We start from the raw sequence: 22,264 nt of genomic DNA, 5'->3' as shown, positions 1-22,264 counted from the left end.
ACCGGACTTGATAATCCTCCCAAGTTCCACATTATCTGTGAAACGACTTCACAGGTGGGCGACCAATGGATAATCGAATCGGAGAAATGCAGGTCTTCCTCCGGGTGGTAGATGCTGGAAGCTATTCGGAAGCCGCCCGACGGCTCTTGATGACGCCGTCCACCGTCAGCAAGCTAATCGCAAGAATGGAGGCAAGGCTCGGCGTCAGACTGTTCGAGCGTTCGACGCGCCGGCTGGTGCTAACGTCAGAGGGTCATATATATTATGATAAAAGCCTCGCACTACTGGCCGAGCTCGACGGCATCGAACGGGATATTTCTCAGGGTGCAGGGCTGGCAGGCGGGACGATCCGTGTCAATTGCACGGTTTCCTTCGGTATCCTCGGCCTCGAACCCCTGCTTCCCGCTTTCTGGGAAGCCCATCCCGACATAGTGGTCGACCTCTCGCTCTCGGACGAGATCATCGATCTGTACCTCGACCGAACCGATGTCGCCATCCGCGTCGGCCCCTTACAGGACTCCGCGATGATCGCCCGACGCATCGGGATCGTCAAAAGAAGGATCGTCGCGTCTCCCGGCTACCTCGACCGCTTGGGCGAACCAAAAAGGATCCAGGATCTTTCCCGTCACCGCTGCTTGGGTTTCAATTTCCGACGCTCCGCACCGGTTTGGCCTCTGAAGGAAAGCGGCCGAATCGTCGATCGGGCGGTCGACGGTCCGCTGGTCGCGAACAATGCACAAACCTTGCGGCGAATGGCAATTGCAGGTGTCGGCCTTGCCCGGCTCGCCGACTATCACGTCCGAGACGATATCGCGGCTGGCCGTCTGGTCGAAGTCCTCGAGGGCACGGTAGGCGACGATGAGCAGATTCACGCGCTCTATCACGGAGGGCCTCGCCTGCCCTTTCGCGTAAGAGCATTTCTCGACTTCGTCTGCCCTCGCCTCACCGATTTTATCGAAGGAAAGGCAACTTAGGCCGGCGCCGAGCCCGCCTTCCTTGGGCAAACAATGGTCGTGGCATCCATCAATCGAGCGGGGGCAGAATTGCCTGCAACTCGACACGACGTTCTTCCAGAAATGCCGGCAGTTGCAATTTTTCGCCCAGCTGCTCCCGCCTCTCGTCGACGGTAAATCCCGGACCATCGGTCGCAATCTCGAAAAGGACGCCACAGGGCGCTCGAAAGCCGACCGCGTTCAGGTAGGTTCGCTCGATGGGATCGCTCACTACAATGCCGTACGTCGACCGAAGTTTCTCGACCATTTGCGACCGGTCATCGAGATCCCTCGATCGGAAGGCGACGTGCCGGATGGTGCCACCGCCGAGGCGCCCCCGCGAAGACTTGCCGATCATGCGCAGCATGATCGTGCCGCCCGGGCCGTCATGAGCCAGGAAGCGCATGGTCCCATCCTTCTGAGAGACCAGTTGGAAATCGAATACCTTCTGGAGGATGTCGATGGTCGCATCCTCCTCGCGGACGTTCAGCGTAACACCATGAAGGCCGCGCAACGAGCGATCGGCCATTGAGTTTTGGCCCGCTTGCCCCGACTTTGCATCCCACGTCTCGATCAAAGATAGCGCCGTACCGTCGGGATCCGCGAAACAGAGCATGCGCTCCCTGAAGGGCGACACTTCCAATCGACTGGATACACCGGAGGATTCGAGCCGATCCGCCCACCAATCGAGCGAATTCGGTGCGATGCGGAATGCGGCCTGCACAACCTCGCCGGCACCGGTCATCCCTGGTGTCACGCAATTCCAGGCGAGCGTGCTTATCACGGCGCCCGGATTTCCGAGGTCGTCGCCGTAGTACACGTGATAACTGCCGGGGTCGTCGTAGCAGACAGTTTTCTTGACCCGCTTGAGCCCGAGCACACCCACATAGAAGTCGGCGGAGCGACGTACGTCGCTGATGATCGTCGTAACGTGATGGAGTCCCCGTGCGTTCACGTAATGGCTGTCCAATGCGGAGGCCTGAGGCGGTCCGTTCGGCCTGTGATATTCACGTAACGGGTCCTCCCTTTGGCTCCAGTTACCGGTCGTTTCGGCTACGTAATCCCGAACATCACCACTGAGTCTTGGACTTTCTCCCGGTAACGGAACCGCCATCAGGGCAAAATTCGGTACGAGGCTGGCGATTTCGCTGCTTCTGCGACGCAATTGTACAAAGCGTCGTCAAAGCCTGCAATCAGTCCCGATCGACTTCACGAAGGATGGCGCCTCGAAACCTTGCAAGCCGGGGCATGAGATCGGTGACCAGCATTCGTCGAGCCACGTGCCGGGCAAACGGCATTCGCCAATTCTATCTGGAGGCCGGGGCTGGCCCCCCGGTAGTCCTGTTACATGGCTTCCCCGAGACTAGCTTCGCCTGGCGTTTCCAGATACCGGCTCTTTCCTCTTACTATAGGGTGATAGCGCCGGATCTGCGCGGATACGGCGAGACCGACAAGCCCTCGAACGGCTACGACAAGAGGACGATGGCCAACGACATCGTCGAGCTCTTGAAGACGCTTGGCATCGGGCGTGTCGCTCTGATCGGACACGATCGCGGCGCACGGGTCGCGACCCGTTTCGTCAAGGATCACCCCGAACTGGTCGACCGCCTCGTCGTCATGGACAACGTTCCGACCCGCATTGTCGGGCGCGAAATGAACGCGAAGATCGCCCGCGAATACTGGTTCTTCATGTTTCACCAAATCCCCGACTTGCCGGAGGCATTGATCGCGGGACGAGAGAGCATCTGGCTTCGCCACTTCTTCTCCGAATGGTGTCACGACCCGATGACGATCTCCGGCGAAGCGTTTGAGACCTACGTCAAAGCCTACAGCGCGCCTGGCGCGGTGCGAGGCGCGATGTCGGACTATCGCGCCAGCGCGGAAGACGTTGCTCAGGACATCGAGGACGCCGAGCAGAAGATCCGGTGCCCTGTACTTTCGCTTTGGGGAGAGGATTTCGGTGCCGTCGGACGCCTGTTCGACATGAAGGCGATCTGGAGCGAGATGGCGGAGAATCTCACCGTGGCTCCGATCGAACGCTGCGGCCATCTTCCGCAAGAAGAACAGCCGGAAGCGGTCAACAGGCTTCTTCTCGATTTCCTGAACGGCTGGAACGGCTAAGACGCCGATGACTGGCCCCCGAAGATGAGGAGACGAAAATGAAGCTGATCCGCACCGTCGCGCTGTTGGGGTTCGTATCCCTGTTGTCTCATGAGCAGGCGCATGCCGGTGCGCCGCAGGTCCGCACCCAGGCACCGGGCTTCTACCGAATGATGCTTGGTCAGGTGGAAATAACAGCTTTGCTCGACGGCACCCATCCTTTCCCGGTTCACGAAGTGATGACGAGGAACGAGACCATGCCCGGCGGAGACCGGAAGGCTATGAAGCTCGCGGAGAGTCATCCCGGCAAAGCAGAGGCCCTGCTTGCAGCGTCCGATCTCTCCGCTCCCGTGGAGGGCTCGATCAACGCCTTCCTGGTGAACACGGGAGAGAAGCTCATCCTGATCGACAGCGGCGCCGGCAGTCTCTACGGCGCATGCTGCGGACACCTGCTGGAGAACCTTCAAGCAGCCGGATACAAGCCGGAGCAAATCGACGAAATCTATCTGACGCACCTTCATGCAGACCACGTCGGTGGCATCGCTCCTCAAGGAAAGCCCGCGTTTCCCAATGCGATCGTCAGGGTCAACCAGAAGGACCTCGACTACTGGCTCAATGTCAAGAACGAAGGCGAAGCTCCCAAATTCCTTAAGCCGATGTTCGAAGGCGATCGCGCTTCGTTGAAGCCCTATATGGAATCGGGTCGGCTGAAGCCCTTCTCGGAAGGCCAGGACCTCTCACCGGGGATCCGTGCGGTTCCTACGCCCGGGCACACGCCAGGCCACACGTCGTACGAAATCTCGAGTGAGGGAAAGACACTTCTGGTGTGGGGCGATCTCGTTCACGTCGCCCCGATCCAGTTTCCTGACCCCGCCGTCACGGTGACTTACGATAGCGACCCGTTCACCGCAGAGGCCGAACGCACTGCGATGTTCGCTCGAGCCGCCGGGACTTCGACCTGGATCGCGGCGGCTCATATTGCGTTTCCAGGAATCGGGCACATCCGCTCAATAGATGGCCGGTTCGAATGGTTGCCTGCGAACTACACCACGGTGCTCAAGCGACCGAGTGACTGACGCGCAGCTCGGGTCTCCTCTTGAGCCTCGGGGGCCGGCGCCGTCGACCTTGCTGGCAGATTTCAAAACAGTTGAGGCATTGCGATGCGCCTATCCAACGGAAAGGCAGATATATCGTCCACAGCACGCAACGCCTCCCCCTGGATCGCGTTTCGGCATACGACGTTCACAGTCGTGTGGATCGCGACCGTGGTCGCCAACGTCGGCACCTGGATGTACAACGCGGCGTCCGGATGGCTGATGACCAGCCTCGACGCCGATCCGCTCACCGTCTCCTTGGTCCAGGTTGCGAGCAGCCTGCCGATGTTCCTGTTCGCGCTACCGGCTGGCGCGCTGGCGGACACCGTCGACAAGCGTCGGTTCCTGATCGGCTGCGAGATCGCGCTTACGATCGTCGCCGCAGCAAGCGCGGTGCTCGTCGGACTTAACCTCGTCACTCCGCCCATCCTGTTGCTGTTCACGTTCCTGCTCGGCGCCGGCGCGGCATTCACGGCCCCAGCATGGCAGTCGGTCGTCCCTCAGTTGGTCCCGAAGGAGGACCTGGCGGCGGCAGTCGCCAGCAACGGCGTAGGCGTCAACATCAGCAGGGCTATCGGACCGGCGCTGGGCGGCGTGGTCATCGGCGGATTGGGCATCGCGGCACCATTCTGGATCAACGCGCTAAGCAACTTCGCCGTGATTGGCGCCCTGCTCTGGTGGCGCCCCGTGTCCTCTCAGGGAAGTCGGCTCCCGCCAGAACGTCTCGTCGGCGCCATGGTGATCGGCTTCCGCCACGCGCGGTTCAACTCGAACTTGCGTGCCACGCTCGTCAGGGCGGTGGCGTTCTTCTTCTTCGCGAGCGCCTATTGGGCGCTGCTCCCGCTCGTCGCGCGCAATCAGATCGCCGGTGGTCCGGAGCTCTACGGCATGCTGCTCGGAGCCATCGGCGTCGGTGCCGTCGCTGGTGCCTTCGCGCTGCCATGGATGAAGACCCTCGGACCGGACCGGCTGGTCGCAGCCGGCACCGCCGGCACGGCGCTCAGTCTAGTCCTTCTCGGCACAGTTCATCTCGCGGCGAGCGGACTTGCGGCTTGCCTGATTGCGGGCATCTCATGGATCGCCGTCCTCGCGACAATCAACGTCTCGGTTCAGGTCTCGCTGCCCGATTGGGTCCGCGGCCGCGGCTTGGCCATGTTCGTCACCGTGTTCTTCGGCGCGATGACCGCGGGCAGCGCGCTATGGGGGCAGTTCGCCTCGGGACTTGGCTTGCCGGCAGCGCACTTCCTCGCCGCCGCAGGCGCCATCGCAGGAGTCGCGCTCACCTGGCGTTGGAAGCTTCAAACAGGTGCAGGAGTCGATCTTGCGCCCTCGATGCATTGGCCGGCACCCGTCCTGGCGATCGAGGCAGACGCCGACCGCGGGCCCGTCCTGGTTACGATCGAGTACCGCATCGTTCCAGAGCGCCGTGACGCCTTCCCCGGCTATATCAGAGCTTTGGAACAACAACGAAGACGCGACGGCGCATATTCCTGGGACGTCTTCGAGGATGCCGCCGAGAGCGGGCGCTTTCTGGAGACATTCATGGTCGCGTCATGGCTCGAGCACCTCCGCCAACACCAGCGCGTGACCAATGCCGATAGGGCCGTTCAGGACGCCGTCCGCGAATTCGGTGCCGTAGCCGAGCCCAAGGTCACCCACTTCATTGCCGCCGATTTTCGGTAAGCCGGCTGTGGAAAATCGTGACCCGTGGTAGCGGGGGCCCCGCTACATCGCGAAACCCACTATCTCGGAAGCCCTGTTCTCTGATCGGCGAGCAGCGTAATTGGCCTAACGACTCTTTGATAGCCAGCCAAAACCCGCCTTCTGTGCGCTATCTCCATCGAGCCGCCTTTCCCAGAGCGGGCTCTTTCTCGACGCGCTGCTCAAGGTACCCATGAACCATCAGGGGACCAATCTGGTCGGCTATCCGTTCGCGGCGTGGTCGACACCATCAGCGACGACGGCCGGATCGTTATCGAATATTTTAAGCGTCCGATGAGCAATGCGGAGGGCGATCTGAGAAAGGCGCTGATGCGCCATTGGTTCATTCGATCGCAAACAATGTCGGCGCTGCGCCTGCAGAGGGGAGGGACTCACCCCCCCTGAAGACGTTTTTGCCGTCGAACTTTTCTCTATAGGCTGATCCAGGGTGCTACTCATGACCGGCAAAAAATCGCTCCATCGCACAAAATCGTAGCGTAGTGCACAAAAGCGTAGTTTTGGTGCCCAGGGAGGGAATCATGCGCAATCACCGACACGGCGAACCGCTGTTTGTGCTTAGTATAATGGCATGAGCGCGGCCCAGGTTCGCGGCATCGCAAAACCCACTACCTCAGAAGCCCTGTTTTCCTTTCGGCGGCGACCCAATTCACTTGGCGGCATTTCGATAGTCTGCCATTCCCGCGCGACCGCCGGATGTATCGGACAATGCACTGTTACCATTGATAGCTAACGGTGCCCTTGCCGGCGAGGCTGGTGCTGGGACCGGAGAACTCGCCCTCAAAGGTTGCGGCGACCGACCAGCCATTGATCCACTTCAACTCGGCGGAGGCCGCCGTGCGTGCGGCGTCGGATGCTAGGGTCGCGCCGCGGACCACGAAGCCGGCCTGCGGCAATAACTGGAACGACGCGGCGGCGTTGCGGTCGATATCGAAATTGTGCATCCATGCGGCGCGCCCGCGCAGCGTCAGCATCGCATTGTCGAGTGCGAACGACCTGTCGGCGCGCAGGCCAAGTTCGGACAGACTAGCCGTTTCGTTCCGGGACGCATAGTTCAAGGCGAAGATGTTGTCTCCGGCGAGCACGCCTTCGGCATAGGCCGGCAGATGGAGCGTCACGAACTGTCCGGCAGCATAGGGCGTGAGCCCGGCCCAAGGCGTCGCAAACCGGTAGCCGCCTTCGAGGCGGCCGGAGAACGCGTTGGCCAGAAGGCCGCCACGCAGGCGATCGATGCCGGCGAGCGCCAGCGTGCGATCGGTGGTGACGTCCTGCCAGCCATAGGCGAGCGCGGCCGACAGATAGGCCGCGCCGATGCGGTGATAGGCGTACACGCCGGCCTGGAACAGATCGGAGCGCCCGCTGCCGAGACCATTGGCGAGGCCGAAGCTGGTGCCGCCGCCGGCCATCGCGAAACCGAGCAGCGTGTCCGCGGACAGCCGGTAGTCGGCGCCAACGGCCGTGCCGTAGACCCGGTCGGTCAGCGTGTTCGATCCGACGATATCATTGCCCATGGTGCTGCGCGCGCCGCCGAAGGCCGCCGCCCAGACGCCCCAGCGCTGATCAAATGACGTCGCGCTGGCGGTGCCGGGCATCGCCGCGAGTGCATGGAGCGGATTATCGGTTTTGGTCCGCGTCGCCGACGCGTAAGCCTGCGCCGCGAGGCCGTCGGGCGACGGCCATCCGACACGGCTGGCCACGAACGGATCGGTCATCGCCGACATGAACATTCCCATGGCATCGATCGTGGTCTGCTGCACGCCGGTGGAAAGTTCACCTGAAGCCAGCGTGAGGCCCGCCGGCGTCAACCCGCCAGCCGCAAGCGGAACGGCGCCGACGGCGTTGAAGCCGTTCGACAATCCGTTAGCCACGCTCTGCTGATTGATGTTCAGGCCGCTCGGATAGGTAAGCTTGAAGTCGAGATAGACGTTGTTTGGATCATAGCTCAACGACGGATCGAAATTCGCCGGCAGATTGGTGTTAACCAGTCGGCCGAAGGTGCCGTTGACGCCGGCGGCGGCATTGAGAAGCGTGTAACGGGCCTTCACATAATCGGTGCCCGGATAGGCCGCGATGACAACGGTGCCCCCCAGCTTCGCCGTGCCGCTGACATTGGCGCGATCGGAGGTCGTCGAATTGATCTCGGCGAAATAGGCCGCGGTCGCGGTGAACGTCAAATTGCCTTGCACCGTCAGCGTGCCGACGGAATTACCCGGCGACAGCGTGCCGCCGTCGATCAGGGTCGGGCCGACGACGCCATTGCCGCCGAGCGTGCCGCCGCGATGCGCTGTCGTGAGCGAGGACGAGGCGATCGAGCCGTTTACCGACAGGCGCCCGGCATAGATGTCGGTCGGGCCGGTATAGCTGGAGGTGCCGATGAGTCTGGTGGTGCCCGAACCGATCTGCTGCACGGAACCGGTGCCGGAGATCGCGCCCGTGAACTCGGAAGTATCGGCCCGGTAGAAGGCGAGGATGCCACTGTTGGCAACGTTGCCGGCGAGCGTTCCGGAGGCAAAACCGTTACCGACGATGAGTTCACCGGCCGAGATCGTGGTGCCGCCGGTGAAGCTGTTGTTGCCGGCCAGCACGGTGGTGCCTGCCCCGATCTGTGCGAGCGCGCCTGCGCCGCTGATGCAGCCTGTGAAGATAAGGGTGTTGGAGCGATCGAACGCCAGCGTGCCTTGATCCTGGACATTGCCGAGGATCGATCCGGAGGTACCGCCATTGCCGAGTTGCAGCGTGCCGGCGGCGATCGTCGTGCCGCCGCCGAAGGTGTTGGCGCCGGTCAGCACCGTGGTGCCCGCGCCGAGCTGCTGCACGGAACCTGAGCCGGAAATCGCGCCGGCAAACACCGAATTGTCGGAGCGGTTGAATGCGAGTACGCCGTTATTGGTGACGCTGCCGGTGATCGAACCCGTGGTGCCGCCATCGCCGAGCTGCAGTGTGCCGGCGGCGATCAGCGTCCCGGCGCCATAACTGCTGGTCCCGGTCAGCACCGTGGCTCCCACGCCGAGTTGCAGCAGCAAACCGGTGCCGGTGACGTTGCCTGCGAACACCGAAGTGTCGGAGCGGTTGAAGGCGAGGACGCCATTGTTAGTGACGTTGCCGGTGATGGCGCCCCAGGTGCCGCCATTGCCGAGCATCAGCACGCCTCCGGCGACGGTGGTGCCGCCGAGATAGCTATTGTTGTTGGTGAGAACTGTCGTGCCAGGACCGAGTTGAACCAGCTTGCCGACACCCGTGATCCTACCGTCAAAGATCATTGCGTCCGACCGATTGAAGGCCAGCGTACCATTGTCGGTCACACTGCCGTTGATCCAGCCCGACATGCCGCCATTGCCGAGCTGCAGCGTGCCCGCGGTGATCGTCGTACCGCCGCTGTAGCTGTTATTTGCGGTAAGAATCGTCGTGCCGGAACCGAGTTGGTTCAGCGCGCCCGCACCGGTGATCGCGCCATCAAAAGTCACCGCGTCCGAGCGGTTGAACGCCAGCGTACCATTGTTGGTCACATTGCCGGTGATCGAGCCCGACGTGCCGCCATTGCCGAGCTGCAGCGTGCCCATGGCAATGGTGGTGCCGCCGGAATAGCTGTTGTTGCCGGTCAGTATTGTGGTGCCCGCGCCGGCCTGCTGCACCGAGCCGGAGCCGGAGATCGCACCGGCAAACACGGAAGCATCGACACGGTAGAAGGCGAGGATGCCGTGGTTGAGGACGTCGCCGGTGATCGAGCCGGAAGCGCCGCCATTGCCGAGTTGCAGCGTGCCCGCGTTGATGGTGGTGCCCCCGCTGTAATTGTTGGCTCCGGTCAGCATCAGTTTGCCACCGCCGTCCTTGACGAGCGTGCCGCCGCCGGAAATCTGGCCCCCAACGCCCAGCGTCGTGCCGGCAAGGGTGTACAGAGTGGAGGTGCCGGTGATGCCGATATTGCGTGTCGTCGCGACGTCGTTCAGGGTTGCCAGCGTGGTGCCGTCCCACATCGTGACCGCGCCGGTGGCGGCGCCCAGATTGCTGTCGGATACGATCCCGATCGTACCGCCCATGATGTTGGTGCCACCGCTATAGCTGCTGCTGCCGGTCAAGATCAGAAGGCCGGAGCCGCTTTTCGTCAGTCCGCCGGTGCCGGAGATAGCGCCGCCGAAATAGCTGTCGATGGTTTGATTGATACCCAATGTGGCGGTGCCAAGCGCCACCTGGCCGCCGGTGCCGGACAGCGAACGAACGGTCAGGTTGTTGTTGTTGAGATCGAGCGTGCCGCCGGTGAGCACGTAATCGGTGAAGGCCGGCAACGCACCCGGCGTATCCGCGCGCAGGGTGCCGGCGGTGACTAGGGTGCCGCCGGTCCAGCTATTGTTGCCCTGGAGCTCGAGCGTGCCGTCGCCGAGCTTGGTGAGGCTGCCCGCACCGGTCACGGCGCCGCCGAAAACAGAGATGGTGCCAGATGCGACGTCGAACGCGCCGCCGCCCCGGAGATTGACCGCGCGCCCGGAGACGACGCTCGCCGTGGTCTGCAAGGTCGCGCTGTCGAAGGTGAGGCCGCCGCCCGCGGCGCCTAGATTGGTGTCGGAGGATATCTGCAGCACGCCGCCGCTGATGATGGTGCCACCGGTATAGGTGTTGGCGCCGCTCAAGATCAGCGTGCCATCGCTGGTCTTCTGCAGTCCGTCGGTGCCGGTGATCGTCACGCCGACGGTCGCGGTCTCGCCGGCGAGGACGTCGATGCCGGGAACGGCAATCCCGACTGCCGTGCTGTTGACCAGGTTCAGCGATCCGGCCGTGCCCGGCGCCAGCGTATACGCTCCGCCCGCGAATTGCAGCCCGATCGACGTTTGCGCGCCATCGACCGTGACCGTGCCGCCGGGGCCGCGGAAGATGCCATAGCCGCTGCCCCAGTTGGACGGCACGATGCCGCCGATCGGATTGAGCCAGTTGGCGTTGCCTGCATTCCAGGTGCCGCTACCCATGCCGACACCATTGGTGCCGCCGCCCCATAGCTGCAGGACATTGAGGCCATCGGGCGTCACCAGCAAATCGACGTTGTGGTAGGTCGTGGTGTCGACCGTATAGGAGTAGGCGATCGGGCTGCTCGGGGGAGAGCTTCTGACCTTCAGCCCGCAATTCGTTGGGCAATTCGTTTCCGACAATGAACCTGTGTATGAGATCAGGCGGTGATAGCCGATGCTCGGGGCCGCGCCGTTGCCGAGAACGTCGAGGTTGGCGCCGTTCAGCGCGAGATTCCCGATGACGTTGATGACCGACGTGTCCGACACCGGCGTCGCGGACAGCGACGATGACGGATCGGCGAGATGATATTCGAACGTCGATCCCAATTGCAGCGCCAGATTGCCGTTGATGTTGATGGCGCCGCCGCTGGTCGGCGCGATGGTGCCGCCGCTGTTGATCGTGGTCGAGCCGACCGCGCCCAGTCCTTCGAGACGGCCTCCGGAATTGACCGCAAGTGCGCCACCGAGATTGCCGGTGCTGGCCATGCGCAGCGTGCTGCCCGAGACTGTCGTATTGCCGGTGAACTGGCTGTCGTCTCCGGAGAAGATGGTGGTGCCGGCCAGAAGGTTGATGGCGCCGTTCCCCGTGACCTTGTTGGCGAAGGCGTAGTTGCTGCTGGTGTGGTTGAAGACCAACGTTCCGTGGCTGTTGATCGCGAGGGTATCGGTCCCGTACAGCGTGCCGGGTGCAACCGCTGCCGCGCCGGCGGCCGCGCCGATATTCAACGAAGCATAGCCTCCCGCCTGCGAGACAACGATCGGATTCCTGCCGCCGAAGACCTCACCGCCATTGGACAGGGTCAGCGCCCCGTTTCCAATCGATATCTGCCCCGATTTCAGCGTTGACCCCGCGCCCGTCACCGTCACGGTGCTTGTCGTGCTGAGGTCGGTGATATTGCCGATGTTGACATTGGCAGCCTCGACCCTGGCGCCGCTGTCGATCATGACGTTGCCTGAGCCCAAGGCCCCAATATTCAAATTGCCCTGCAGGGACGATCCGACACCGCTGACGTGAAGGGCCGCCGAACTGCCGGCGGCGCCGGCAAGCACAAAATCCGAGTTGATCCTGGCGCTACCGCCATTGGCGATGCTCACCGTACCGGCCTCGACATCGAGCCTGCCGGCGACAAACACCGCGTTCACACCGTTCACATCGATCATGGCAGATTGATTGCCGGTACCTGGGTCGATGGTTGCTTGACGGTCGACCATGAAGCGCCCGCCACTCGTGACATGAATCGCGCCGGTCCCGGACATGTCTAGAGATTGGCTCTCGAGAAATGCAGCGGCGCCCAACGTCAGGCCGCCCTGGTCCACCGCGACACTCCCGGCAACCGTACTCCACCCGGACAGCGTCCAGATGCTCGCTCCCTCCTTCGCGAAGTTCGTGAAGCCCTGATACTGATGGCCGAGCCCCGACAAATCGAAGCTGGCATTCTGGTTTCCACCAAGCGCGAATGTGTTGGGATTGTTCGGATCCGGCCTCGCGACGACGTTGCCGATGATGTTCGAGCCGGCCTGGAGCTCCAGCCAGTTGTTGCCGCCGCCGAAGGTGATCGCATTGGCTCGCGAGCCGTCGGGATTCAGGCCGCCTTCGATCGTGCCGGCATTGATGATCGTACCGCCGGAGGCGCTGAAGACCCCGACGCCAGCCTGCCCGTTGAGGCCCGTCGCTCCAGGCACGGCGGAGGAATCGTTCATATTGTAGAGGCTGATTCCCCCCTTGCCGCCGTCGCCGCCGCGCACGCTCGCCCCGGCGCCAACTTGAAGGATGGCACTTGTGCCGAGATGCACGCCATCGCCGCCGTTGCCGCCGTTGCCGCCGTTACCGCCTGGTATCCCGTCAGCGAGACCAGTCTCGCCGTTAGCGCCGGTGTAGCCGCCAAGGCCCCCGTCGCCTCCCTTCCCGCCACTGACCTTGACGTTGTTGCCGATCGTCACGGACGAAAACGAACCGGCAAAAATGCCGACGCCACCGCCGCCGCCGCCGCCGCCATCGCCGCCGTCGCCCTGAATGCCTCCGGGAAGAGCGTGAAGATAACACCCGAAACTACCGCAAACCTGCACTACATTGCCGGGACCGCCGTCCGCACCGCTTCCGCCATCGCCGCCTTTGCCACCCTTGCCGCCGGTGACCACCGCGTTCGTGCCAACGTTGAGGGTACCGCTCTCGAGCAGGATACCGGCTGCGCCACCGCCGCCGCCACCACCGCCGCCACCCATACCTCCGCTTGAGCCCACCGCGTCCGAGTATGAACCGTTGCCGGGAACACCGCCCGCGCCGCCGTCCCCTCCCTGAATTGTGACGCCATTTCCTGTTGTGGCGACGACGTTACCGAGGAGCGCGCCAGCACCACCGCCGCCGCCACCACCGCCACTACTGCCGTCCGTACCAGAGGCAAACGGATTGGTCTGATCGGTCGGCGCGGTCTGTCCGGGAGTACCAGGCGAACCAGCCCCGCCGATCCAGTTGCCTCCCAGGATCGTCCCCCCTCCCGACCCATCAAACCCGATCAACCCGCCTCCCCCTCCAGGGGTTGTGCCAAAATCGTTAGTGGTCCCGCCGGTACCGCCAGTGGATTGAACCGCGCCTGAGGCGCCGTTGCCGCCACCACCGCCGCCACCGCCACCAAAGGTGGGGCTCAGGCTGTCCGCGCCGGCACCGGCTGAGTACATGTTGCCGTGAATATCGAAGCGGCCTCCGCCGCTTCCGCCGCTGCCGGATGCTTGCGCAAAAGCGGGCCGGCTTGGCATTGCCGCCAGAGCGAACGTCGCCGGCGTTGCCAGCGCGAGCAAAACGCGCGCCATCGCCGTCGAACATCCGAGAACCCTGAGTCGGCGGAAACAGGAGAGGCTCCACGCTCCATCCGCACGGTACTGAAAATCCGCCGGGATCGTCATGGCAGGCCTCACTTCAGGGCCCAGCCGGCGCGAGCTCGGCGGCGAGATCGCGCACGGCCGTACGCAATCCCTCGAACATCGCGAAATTGACCCGGCTTGCGGCGACAAAAATTCCGAGCCTGCGGTTCGGCGACAGCACCACGTAGCTCATGAAGCCGCCGAGGCCGCCGCTCTTGCCGAGCAGGAGCGGCACGCCGTCATGCGCGGGACTTACGATCCACCCGAGCCCCATGCCTTCGGCGCCCGTAACTTCGACGCCGACCAGGCGCGCAAGACCGTCATGCGGCCGCCACATCGCATGCGCGAGCGACAACGCCGCGGCGGACTTGTCGTCGCGCGCAAGATGCCAACGCATCCAGCGCACCATGTCGTCCGCGGTCGAATAGACGCCGGCGCTGGCGTACATGATGTTCGGCACCTCCCAGTTCGGATCCGGCTTCCCGAACGGATCAAGTCCCACCATCAGGCGCGGTCGCTGCGCGTCCGACAGGCGCAACGTGGTATCCGCGAGCTGAAGCGGCGCGATGACCTTGTCCCGCAGCAAATCCGCGTAGGGCTTGCCGCCGGCCTTCGCCAACGCTTCGCCCAACAGGCCATAGCCGAAATTGGAATACATCGCGGTCGTGCCCGGCGCGTAGGCCGGCGCGTTCGTGCCGGTCCACTTCCAATAAACGTCGCGCGTGAACGCGAGGAATGGATTGCCGTCGCCGTCCTTTACCGCGGGATCGGGGACCTCGCGCGGCAAGCCCGCGGAATGGGTGGCGAGGTCGAGCAGGCTAAACGGCTGGTCGCCATACGAGCGGACCGTCACGCCGGCCGGGGCATATCGCGACAGCGGATCGGTGAGGCCGACGCGTCCTTCCGCGGCCAGCGTCGCCAGGAGGTCGGAGGCGAAGACTTTGGAAATCGATCCGAGCCGGATGATCGATCGCCCGTCGGGCTCGAGCTTGTCGCCGGGAGCGGTTTCGCCGTAGCCTTGTACGATGCTGTCGTCTCCGCGGACGACGGCGAGAACGAGCCCAGGTGCGCCGGAATTGAGGAACATGGCGGTGCCCGTCATCGTCACCGCATCCCGCAGGGCAAGGTCCTCCGCCGCCGCTTGTCCCGAACAAAGGACCACCATCGCGAGCATGGCAATGCCGATGCTCACACGTCCGCGCAACCGCATCACCGCCCCCCTTGCCCGACATCGGAGCACCGCCGGCGATGTCGGCACGAACTCTCCATTGGTTAGTCGCGCACCGGCACAATACGCGATCGCAGAACCCCAAACCCACATCGCCCTAGCACGAAGCAATCGCAGGGAACCGTTAACTTTCGGGAAATTCGGCAACTACACGGGCTGCCACGCGCCGTTCCCTTTCGGGGACGCGAGGATGGCTTCGAGATCAACTTGCGGCTGCAAAGTCTCGGTGCTGGACATTCGCGTTATTCCGGCGAGCCTGCGACATCCGTACGAGAATCATCAAATCGCGCGTATACTTGTATGAGACTGATCCAAGAGACGCCGCGATCGTCCGATCGGCTTCGAACCGTGGGCATCACGATCGAAAATCCCGCTGGCGGTCGTATCACCAGAAGCGCACCCGAAAAAAATCCCTGCCATGTTCATTCTCTTTCATCAACTGCCGCTGCCGCAGATGTTCGTCGCTGTCCTCCTTGTCAGCCTTACGGTCTGCTGGCTGATTATCGGCGCAGTCCGCACGGCCGTCCGCCTCGCCGGTTTCAGCCCAACCGAGATGCTGCCGATCCGCGATTCGATCATCGGGGCCTGCACCACGATCTTTGCCCTCATCGTGGCATTCTCCGCCGCCGGAATTTGGAACGATGCACTCAACGCCCGCAACACTGTGCAACGAGAAGCGGACGCATTGGAGAACGCATCGGTGCTCGCCGCTGGCCTTCCTGCCGAGGTTCGGACCGCGATTCGTGCCGACATCTGCGCCTATGTGACAAGCGTGGTGACGATTGATTGGCCCGAAATGGCGAAAGGCGGCACACTTGAGGATTCGGTATTCAACCAATCAGAGAAAATTCTGGTCAGCATGATCGAGTTCCTGTCGCACCAGCCGACCTCGCTCGATCAGCAGCCAATATTCTCGGCGCTCCTGAACCAAATTCTGGCGGCCCGTAATGCACGCATCGCACGCCTCGCCGCATCGAATGCCGGCATCACCTGGGCGCAATGGATCGCGATGGTCATCATATCGACGTCAGCGCTGACGGCGATCGCTCTCTGCAATACGCATTCGCTGCGCATGCAGGTGACAGCCACGCATCTATATGTGCTGGTGGCGTCCGCCGCCTACTTCGTGATCCTGGCACACGACCGGCCGTTTATCGGCTCGATCTCCATCAAGCCGCTTGCCTTTCAGAGTCTCATCGCGAACTAGGCACGAGAGGCGAGCCTGGCCAAAACTGAAGCGCTGCCGGATCTGGATTTGAACGCAAGTGAACTTAGCGAGGTCTGGGACGAGAATTCCGCGAACGCCCTTCGCGCCGATCATCTAGCGAACGCAATCGTACAAGATCGTGCTGCAGCGTGGAAAAGCGTGTGGTGCCCAGGGAGGGAAACATACGCAACCACCGACACGACGAACCCCTGTTTGTCCTCGGTATGGTGGCGTGAGTGTGGCGCAGCATTGCTGCATCGCAAAATCTACATCGCCCCCGTTTATTGACGGGAACTGGTACCAGCGACCATGAATGCTCCTCACCTGCTCACCCAGCGCCCTTTCCGGAGATGCGCGGTTTTGCTGGCATGTTACGAGTCCCGACCGGGCCGTACTCTCGCGCCAATGACCAGCGCGTACGGCTGGGGGAGGCGATGTTTTTTTCATACCGAGAGACCGTCCAAATTTCCGACACTGCGCTAGGCTTTCTCGTACAAGGGACTCTTCAGCGACGCCGAAACCAAACCGTTTGCGATTATTCGCATCATAATCACGCCCCATCGCTTCAATCAGGTCGATGCCGAGTTGGGACGCTCAGCTTCAGCCGAGCGGCTTTCTGGCCCATTCCCGGTGGCGAGGCGCGTATCCTTTATTGGATGCCCAGATCGACCGACACCGCGAAGTCTGCGCGCGGCGGTTACCAAGCAAGCGGCGGTCCCGATCGTCGTCATCGCGGCTTGTGCGCGCGACAATACTAGCCCCCGTTTCGGGCGCCGGCTCTCTTTTTGCTCTCCTACGGAAACCCAAAGTCTATCATCACCCCGCATCCGGACGCCTCGAATCTGCATAGCGGCGTTGGCTGGGCTAACCGTATATCCACGGCGCGCAACGGCATATTGTCACGCGGCGATCGAGAGGTCGACTAAGGCCGGCTCATCCAGGCGGATCACCTTTCATGCTCGCAACGAAAATCCGTAGGTCGCAGGACCAAGGACCAACAACGGACCCAATCCGGGGTCCATCAAACCGGCAGCAGCTCACAACCATTGAGTGCAACCAAGATATGATGTAAGGACGCCGCCATCGATTGGCACTTCATCGCGCCCGGCAAGCCGATGCAGAACGGCTTCATCGAGAGTTTCAATGGCCGGATGCGCGATGAGCTGCTCAACGAGACCCTGTTCTTCGATCTCGACGACGCCCGCGCCAAGATCGCCAACTGGGTCGCCGACTACAATCTCCGGCGGCCTCACTCATCGTTGAAATACCTGACCCCCGCGGCCTATGCCGCCCACCTCACCGCAACGGACGATCGGCTACTCCTGTGAAGGTCCTTGATGCGCTTGTCGCTGAAGCCGCCAAGTTCCTTGAACAGCCGTCCTTTGAGGGTGAGTTCATCCAAGACCGTTTTTGTCCATCGTAGGCAGCGACCTCTTCATTTGCGATGACCGGGAGCACGCGGCCCGCGATGCGAAGAAGCAGCTCTTCCCGTGGTATTGCACGGTTCTCCTGAGGGTCGTCTCCGGCGACGTGGTCCATGTCGAGCTCGGCAAGGCGATGCCGAGGAGCGACGCCGTCGACGCCTGGTGGAAGGCGCACACCGTCGAAGGACGTTATGGGCTACAGGTCATTGAAATCAGCAAGGGCGAGGAAAGCAAGCTCGGCGAGCTTGCCAAACCGGTCGCTTCGCATGCATCGTCAATCGTGCAGGTGAGCCGCTGCGCGAATGGCATCGAGCTCAGTTCCGCGGCTTTCGGAGCGAATAGACTGGCTTGTGGCTGCTGTCCGCCGGTCTTCTCTCGTCGATTGTAACTCACGTGGCCCTCTATTCGCGCAAAGCTCGACGGGACAAGGGTCGATTGTGCGACGAGCAACGTCAATGCGAACACCCGAGGGCGCTCGCGTACGAGAGCGCGCGTTACCGGCGGTTTGAAGATTTCCGGCCGCCCATGGCGAAGAGGAAATTGTTTGCGAATGCGCCAGCCACAGTGAGGCAGCGCGCAGAGGCTGGTCTGCCAATATCGGGGACAAATTCCGCAGGCGTTCGCCGCTGTTCACCAGCGTCTTATTCAACCATTATTCAACGAACGCGGCTGGTGGCCACCTAAGTACCTGAGTTTGCTGGCGCGCCACTCAGAATAAAACTACGAACTCGTATGTGATTGAGATTTCGATATAATCGAGCAAATAGCGGTTGGCCAAGTCCTGGCACCACCCGACATGCGGGCTCGTATGGGTTAACCAAGCCTGCCGCGGCCACCCAATGCGGTGAGGAGTGGCCCAAGCTGGTCCTCGTAGACCCGCCAACGTCCGACTGCACTCCGATAAATGGGCTTGCGGACCTGCGTCGCGCTCGCGGTGCGGACCGGACGCTCGGTTCTGTGAAACGACAGGCAGCGGTCATCCCAAGGCAAGCCGCAATGGGCGATGATGCGCTGCGCCTGGCTCTCCAGATCACCCACCACGTCTTCATAACGGACGTCCAGGACGCTTCCGGCCGGCAGGACGCGGCACCAATGCGCCATCAGCCGCTCGTAGCGCCGGTAATAGCGGCCGAGTTCGCCGAGATCGTAGGTATGGTTTTGCTCGGCGGAAAACAGCTTGGAAAAGCACGACACACAGGTGTCGACCGGATCGCGCACGGCGTGAATGATCTTCGCCTGCGGCAGCGCCAAATGAATAAGTCCGATGAAATAATAGTTCGACGGCATCTTGTCGGTGACGCGCTGCACGGTTGTGCTTGCCTCTCGCCGCGCAATCTCGCCGAGCCGCGCGACATAATCTCTTCCGATTTGCCGCAAGGCGGCCTCATCCAGCGCAGGCACGAATTCCGGATATGGGATCGTACAGCCGTCCGTCCCGCGGACGGTACGAACGACGTCATGGAAGGTCTGCAGCTCGCCGGCGCCGTGCACCATGGGATGGCTGGCCATGATCTGTTCGATCAACGTCGTGCCCGAACGCGGCATGCCGACGACAAAGATCGGCACCTGTGAAGGATCGCCGCCGCCGGACTTCGCTTCGATCATGTCCGAAGCGAAAATACGCTCGATGTGATCAAACAGCGCGAAGGCCGCCGTCTCGTCATAGCCAATCGTCGCGCGCTTGGCCGCATTGCCGGCGTGCAAATGCCGGAACGAACGCGGGTAGTCTTGAAGGTCCGCATAGGCTTTGCCGAGCGCGAAGTCGATCTGCATGCGATCGGTCTTCGATAGGCGCTCGCTGTTCGCTGCAAGCGCTTCCAGGGCGACAAGATGCGGGTCGCCGGCGACGAATTTCCTGGAGTCGGCAAGATTGACATAGACGCTCGCGACGGCCGGATCGAGCCGCAGCGCCTCGAGATAGGCCTCCTCCGCTTCGCCCAACCGGCCCAGCTCCTTCAGCACGTTGCCCATGTTGTTATAGGCATCCGCCAGATCCGGCTTGAGCGCGAGCGCGCGCTGATGAGAGGCGAGCGCGCCATCGAGGTCGCCGCGCTCGAACGCGATCCGTCCCATCAGATTGACGGCGTCGTGATTGTTCATATTGAGCGAGAGCGCCCGGCTGGCCGCCACTTCCGCCTCATCCACTTTCTTCTGGTCGAGCAGCACAGTGCCGTAGTGCAGATGAATCTTGTCACTGTTCTGCTCGATGACGAGCGCGCGGCGCAACAGCTCGGCGGCTTCGTCGAGCCGCTCGAGATCCTTCACCGCAAGCGCCAGATTATCGAGCGTATCGGGATTGTTCGGCGCAATCTCGAGCGCCTTGCGGTAAACCGTCTCGGCCTCTTCGGCGCGCTTGAGTTCACGCAGGCAGGTACCGAGATTGTTCCAGCCGTCGGCGAAGTCCGGCTGCAATTCGACGGCACGGCGATAGGACGGCTCAGCCTCGGCAAAGCGTTTCAATCGCTGCAGAGCGTTACCGCGATTGCTGTGAGCTTGCACGAAATGGGCCTGCAGCGCGATGGCGCGTTCGTGCAACGAGAGCGCCTCCTCGAACTTGCCCTGATCGAACAGCGCGATGCCGAGATTGCTGTGGGCGCCGGCATTGCCCGGATCAAGCGCGATGGCGCGACGGCTCGCCGCAATGGCATCGTCGACGCGGCCGGCAAGTCGGTACATTTCACCGAGATTGGCGTGATAGAGCGCAACATTCGGATTGATCGCTATCGCTTGCTCTACGTGTGCGATGGCATCGGACGATTTGCCTGACTGGTGCGCAACGATGCCGAGCATGTGGGCAGCCTCGGCATTGTCGGGCTCGGCTTCAATCGCGCGGCGCGTCAACTCGTCTGCATCGGCCAGAAATCCGTTGCGGCGCTTCTGTTCGGCGACAATGAGCGCCTGGCCGGGCGGCATTGCCGTCACCGGCGCAGGGATTGGCTCCGCAACCTGCGCAGCTTCCGCCGCCATGATCGCCGCGGCATGCGCGGCGCGGCGCACGCCTTCGGCCTTGAACGGCGTGAGCCGCGCGAGGTCGCCCTGCACGACAGCCGCAAGATCCTCGACGATGCGCGGCACGATATCGGCCCAGCTCTCGCCGCGCTTTTGCCGAAACAGGCGCATGGTCGGATACCAGGGGTTGTCCTCGCGATTGAGCATCCAGCGCCAATCACTCACCCAGGGCAGCAACACCCAGACAGGCTTGCCGAGCGCGCCGGCAAGGTGCGCAACGGATGTGTCGACCGTGATGACGAGATCGAGCGCATCGACCGCGCCAGCCGTATCGGCAAAATCCTGAAATCGCGCGCCGAGATCCTCGATCGCGGGCTGGCCCTTTCGCTTCTTCAGATCAGCCGTACGCGGCCCAAACTGCAGGCTTGCGAATGAAGCGCCCTGCACTTCGAACAGCGCCGCCAGGACTTTCAGATCAAGGGAGCGGCGGCTGTCGTTGACGTGTTCGGGATTGCCGGCCCACACCAGGCCGACCTTGAGGCCTCGCATCTTGGCAAGGTACTTGCCCCAGCGTTGCGCGGCATCGGCAGGCGCGCGCAGATAACGCACGTCGCCAGGAATGGATTCAAGCCGGGTCCTGAACAGCCGCGGCAGGCTGAGCAGCACGGCATCGCATTGATACGGCGCCGGATCGCCGCGATCGCCGAGCACGGTGATGCCTGGCAGGCTCTCGCGGAAAAGCGTCACCAGTTGCTGATGCACGCGCAAGGTGACGCGGTTCGCGCGCCGGGCAAGCGGCGGGATGTAACGCGCGAATTGCAGCGTATCGCCGAAACCCTGTTCGGCCTGAACATAGATGTGCTTGCCGGAAAGGCTGCCGCCTGCCCAGGGAATTTCCGGAAAACGCGGCCCCTTGCGTTCGGTCGAGCGAAGCCGCCATTCATATTCGTCAAGCCCCTCGCCGAATTCGCCGCGCATGAGCAGGAGAATGCCGAGCCCGGAACGGGCATTGGCGTGATGCGGCGCCAGCGCGATCGCGCGGCGCAGCACGGCAATGCCTTCGTCGAAGCTGCCGCTGTGATGCAGCGTCGTGCCGTAGTTGGCCCAGCCGTCGGCATAATCCGGCTTGAGCTCGATGGCGCGGCGAAAAGCGGCGATCGCCTCGTCGAATTTCCGCAGAGCGTGGAGCGCATTGCCGAGATTGCCGTGCGCTTCGGCGAAGTCCGGCGCGGCAGCGATTGCCTTGCGTTGTGCGCGCGCCGCCTCTTCGTAGTCTTTCAGCTCGTAGAGCGCGACGCCGAGATTGCTCAGCGCCGCCGGCAGATCCGGCTCGATGGCAAGCGCACGCCGTGCCTCTTCAACGGCGAGCTTGGGCCGCCCGGCAAGGCGAAGCATCTCGCCGAGATTGGCGTGAAACACCGCGATCTGTGGCGCGAGCTTGGTCGCGCGCTGCACATGCTGGATAGCCTCGGCAAGCTTGCCGTTTTGATGTGCGATGACGCCGAGGAGGTGTTCGACTTCCGGCGTATTCGGCTGCACCTGGAGGATCTGACGGCACACCGCCTCGGCTTCCATCAGCCGGCCGTCGTTGCGGCAGCGCTCGGCGTATTGCAATGCCTCACCGAGCGGCATGAACGCCGGTGGTGTCTGCCCGCCCCTATTGTTCATTGCCTGGATGCACCGCTGTCTTAAGCC

At 62.7% G+C, this 22,264-nt stretch carries 11 protein-coding genes and 1 pseudogene; 8 read left to right on the top strand and 4 right to left on the bottom strand.

Annotation, left to right across the window (positions count from 1 at the left end; translation table 11 throughout):
• Positions 1–65 precede the first annotated feature (65 nt).
• Positions 66–974, top strand: a complete 909-nt coding sequence (locus QDT69_RS23210; protein ID WP_279708804.1) for a LysR family transcriptional regulator — start codon at positions 66–68, stop codon at positions 972–974.
• Positions 975–1,023: 49 nt separating this feature from the next.
• Here QDT69_RS23210 and QDT69_RS23205 read toward each other — a convergent pair whose 3' ends face one another.
• Positions 1,024–1,962, bottom strand: coding sequence for a ring-cleaving dioxygenase (locus QDT69_RS23205; protein WP_279708803.1), 939 nt, complete (start codon positions 1,960–1,962; stop codon positions 1,024–1,026).
• 278 nt (positions 1,963–2,240) lie between these two features.
• On the opposite strand from QDT69_RS23205, the gene QDT69_RS23200 reads away from it, so the two are divergent.
• From QDT69_RS23200 to QDT69_RS23190, 3 genes are all read left to right on the top strand, one after another.
• Positions 2,241–3,113, top strand: a complete 873-nt coding sequence (locus QDT69_RS23200) for an alpha/beta hydrolase (protein WP_279708802.1) — start codon at positions 2,241–2,243, stop codon at positions 3,111–3,113.
• 38 nt (positions 3,114–3,151) lie between these two features.
• On the top strand, positions 3,152–4,168 hold the full coding sequence (locus QDT69_RS23195) for an MBL fold metallo-hydrolase (protein WP_279708801.1): 1,017 nt from the start codon (positions 3,152–3,154) through the stop codon (positions 4,166–4,168).
• Between the two features lie 84 nt (positions 4,169–4,252).
• Positions 4,253–5,869, top strand: a complete 1,617-nt coding sequence (locus tag QDT69_RS23190) for an MFS transporter (RefSeq protein ID WP_279708800.1) — start codon at positions 4,253–4,255, stop codon at positions 5,867–5,869.
• 752 nt (positions 5,870–6,621) lie between these two features.
• Here QDT69_RS23190 and QDT69_RS23185 read toward each other — a convergent pair.
• Positions 6,622–12,585: an autotransporter-associated beta strand repeat-containing protein gene (locus QDT69_RS23185; RefSeq protein WP_279708799.1), complete on the bottom strand. Its 5,964-nt coding sequence runs from the start codon at positions 12,583–12,585 to the stop codon at positions 6,622–6,624.
• Positions 12,586–12,690: 105 nt separating this feature from the next.
• On the opposite strand from QDT69_RS23185, the gene QDT69_RS23180 reads away from it, so the two are divergent.
• Positions 12,691–13,137: a hypothetical protein gene (locus QDT69_RS23180; protein ID WP_279708798.1), complete on the top strand. Its 447-nt coding sequence runs from the start codon at positions 12,691–12,693 to the stop codon at positions 13,135–13,137.
• 679 nt (positions 13,138–13,816) lie between these two features.
• Here QDT69_RS23180 and ampH read toward each other — a convergent pair.
• A complete protein-coding gene (gene ampH / locus QDT69_RS23175) occupies positions 13,817–14,971 on the bottom strand; it encodes a D-alanyl-D-alanine-carboxypeptidase/endopeptidase AmpH (RefSeq protein WP_279708797.1) in 1,155 nt (384 codons plus the stop codon).
• 436 nt (positions 14,972–15,407) lie between these two features.
• On the opposite strand from ampH, the gene QDT69_RS23170 reads away from it, so the two are divergent.
• The 3 genes and pseudogenes from QDT69_RS23170 to QDT69_RS23160 all read left to right on the top strand — a co-directional run bounded on the left by QDT69_RS23170 (position 15,408) and on the right by QDT69_RS23160 (position 18,008).
• Complete coding sequence (locus QDT69_RS23170) at positions 15,408–16,196, top strand: DUF4239 domain-containing protein (protein ID WP_279708795.1); 789 nt, start codon at positions 15,408–15,410, stop codon at positions 16,194–16,196.
• A gap of 1,073 nt (positions 16,197–17,269) precedes the next feature.
• A pseudogene (locus tag QDT69_RS23165) lies at positions 17,270–17,524 on the top strand (transposase); the annotation flags it as partial.
• Positions 17,525–17,606: 82 nt separating this feature from the next.
• Complete coding sequence (locus QDT69_RS23160) at positions 17,607–18,008, top strand: hypothetical protein (RefSeq protein ID WP_279708794.1); 402 nt, start codon at positions 17,607–17,609, stop codon at positions 18,006–18,008.
• Between the two features lie 425 nt (positions 18,009–18,433).
• On the opposite strand, the gene QDT69_RS23155 is transcribed toward QDT69_RS23160, so the two are convergent.
• Complete coding sequence (locus QDT69_RS23155) at positions 18,434–22,237, bottom strand: tetratricopeptide repeat protein (protein ID WP_279708793.1); 3,804 nt, start codon at positions 22,235–22,237, stop codon at positions 18,434–18,436.
• Positions 22,238–22,264 lie beyond the last annotated feature (27 nt).

The organism is Bradyrhizobium sp. CER78 (assembly GCF_029846235.1).
GTDB lineage: Bacteria > Pseudomonadota > Alphaproteobacteria > Rhizobiales > Xanthobacteraceae > Bradyrhizobium.
This window is presented reverse-complemented; position numbering and strand designations above follow the sequence as displayed.

Bases quoted from the DNA above. Each gene is read 5' to 3' on its own strand.
- QDT69_RS23155 (WP_279708793.1), bottom strand. From the start codon at position 22,237: ATGAACAATAGGGGCGGGCAGACACCACCGGCGTTCATGCCGCTCGGT.
- QDT69_RS23200 (WP_279708802.1), top strand. From the start codon at position 2,241: ATGAGATCGGTGACCAGCATTCGTCGAGCCACGTGCCGGGCAAACGGC.
- QDT69_RS23170 (WP_279708795.1), top strand. From the start codon at position 15,408: ATGTTCATTCTCTTTCATCAACTGCCGCTGCCGCAGATGTTCGTCGCT.
- QDT69_RS23180 (WP_279708798.1), top strand. From the start codon at position 12,691: ATGCACGCCATCGCCGCCGTTGCCGCCGTTGCCGCCGTTACCGCCTGG.
- ampH (WP_279708797.1), bottom strand. From the start codon at position 14,971: ATGCGGTTGCGCGGACGTGTGAGCATCGGCATTGCCATGCTCGCGATG.
- QDT69_RS23195 (WP_279708801.1), top strand. From the start codon at position 3,152: ATGAAGCTGATCCGCACCGTCGCGCTGTTGGGGTTCGTATCCCTGTTG.
- QDT69_RS23190 (WP_279708800.1), top strand. From the start codon at position 4,253: ATGCGCCTATCCAACGGAAAGGCAGATATATCGTCCACAGCACGCAAC.
- QDT69_RS23210 (WP_279708804.1), top strand. From the start codon at position 66: ATGGATAATCGAATCGGAGAAATGCAGGTCTTCCTCCGGGTGGTAGAT.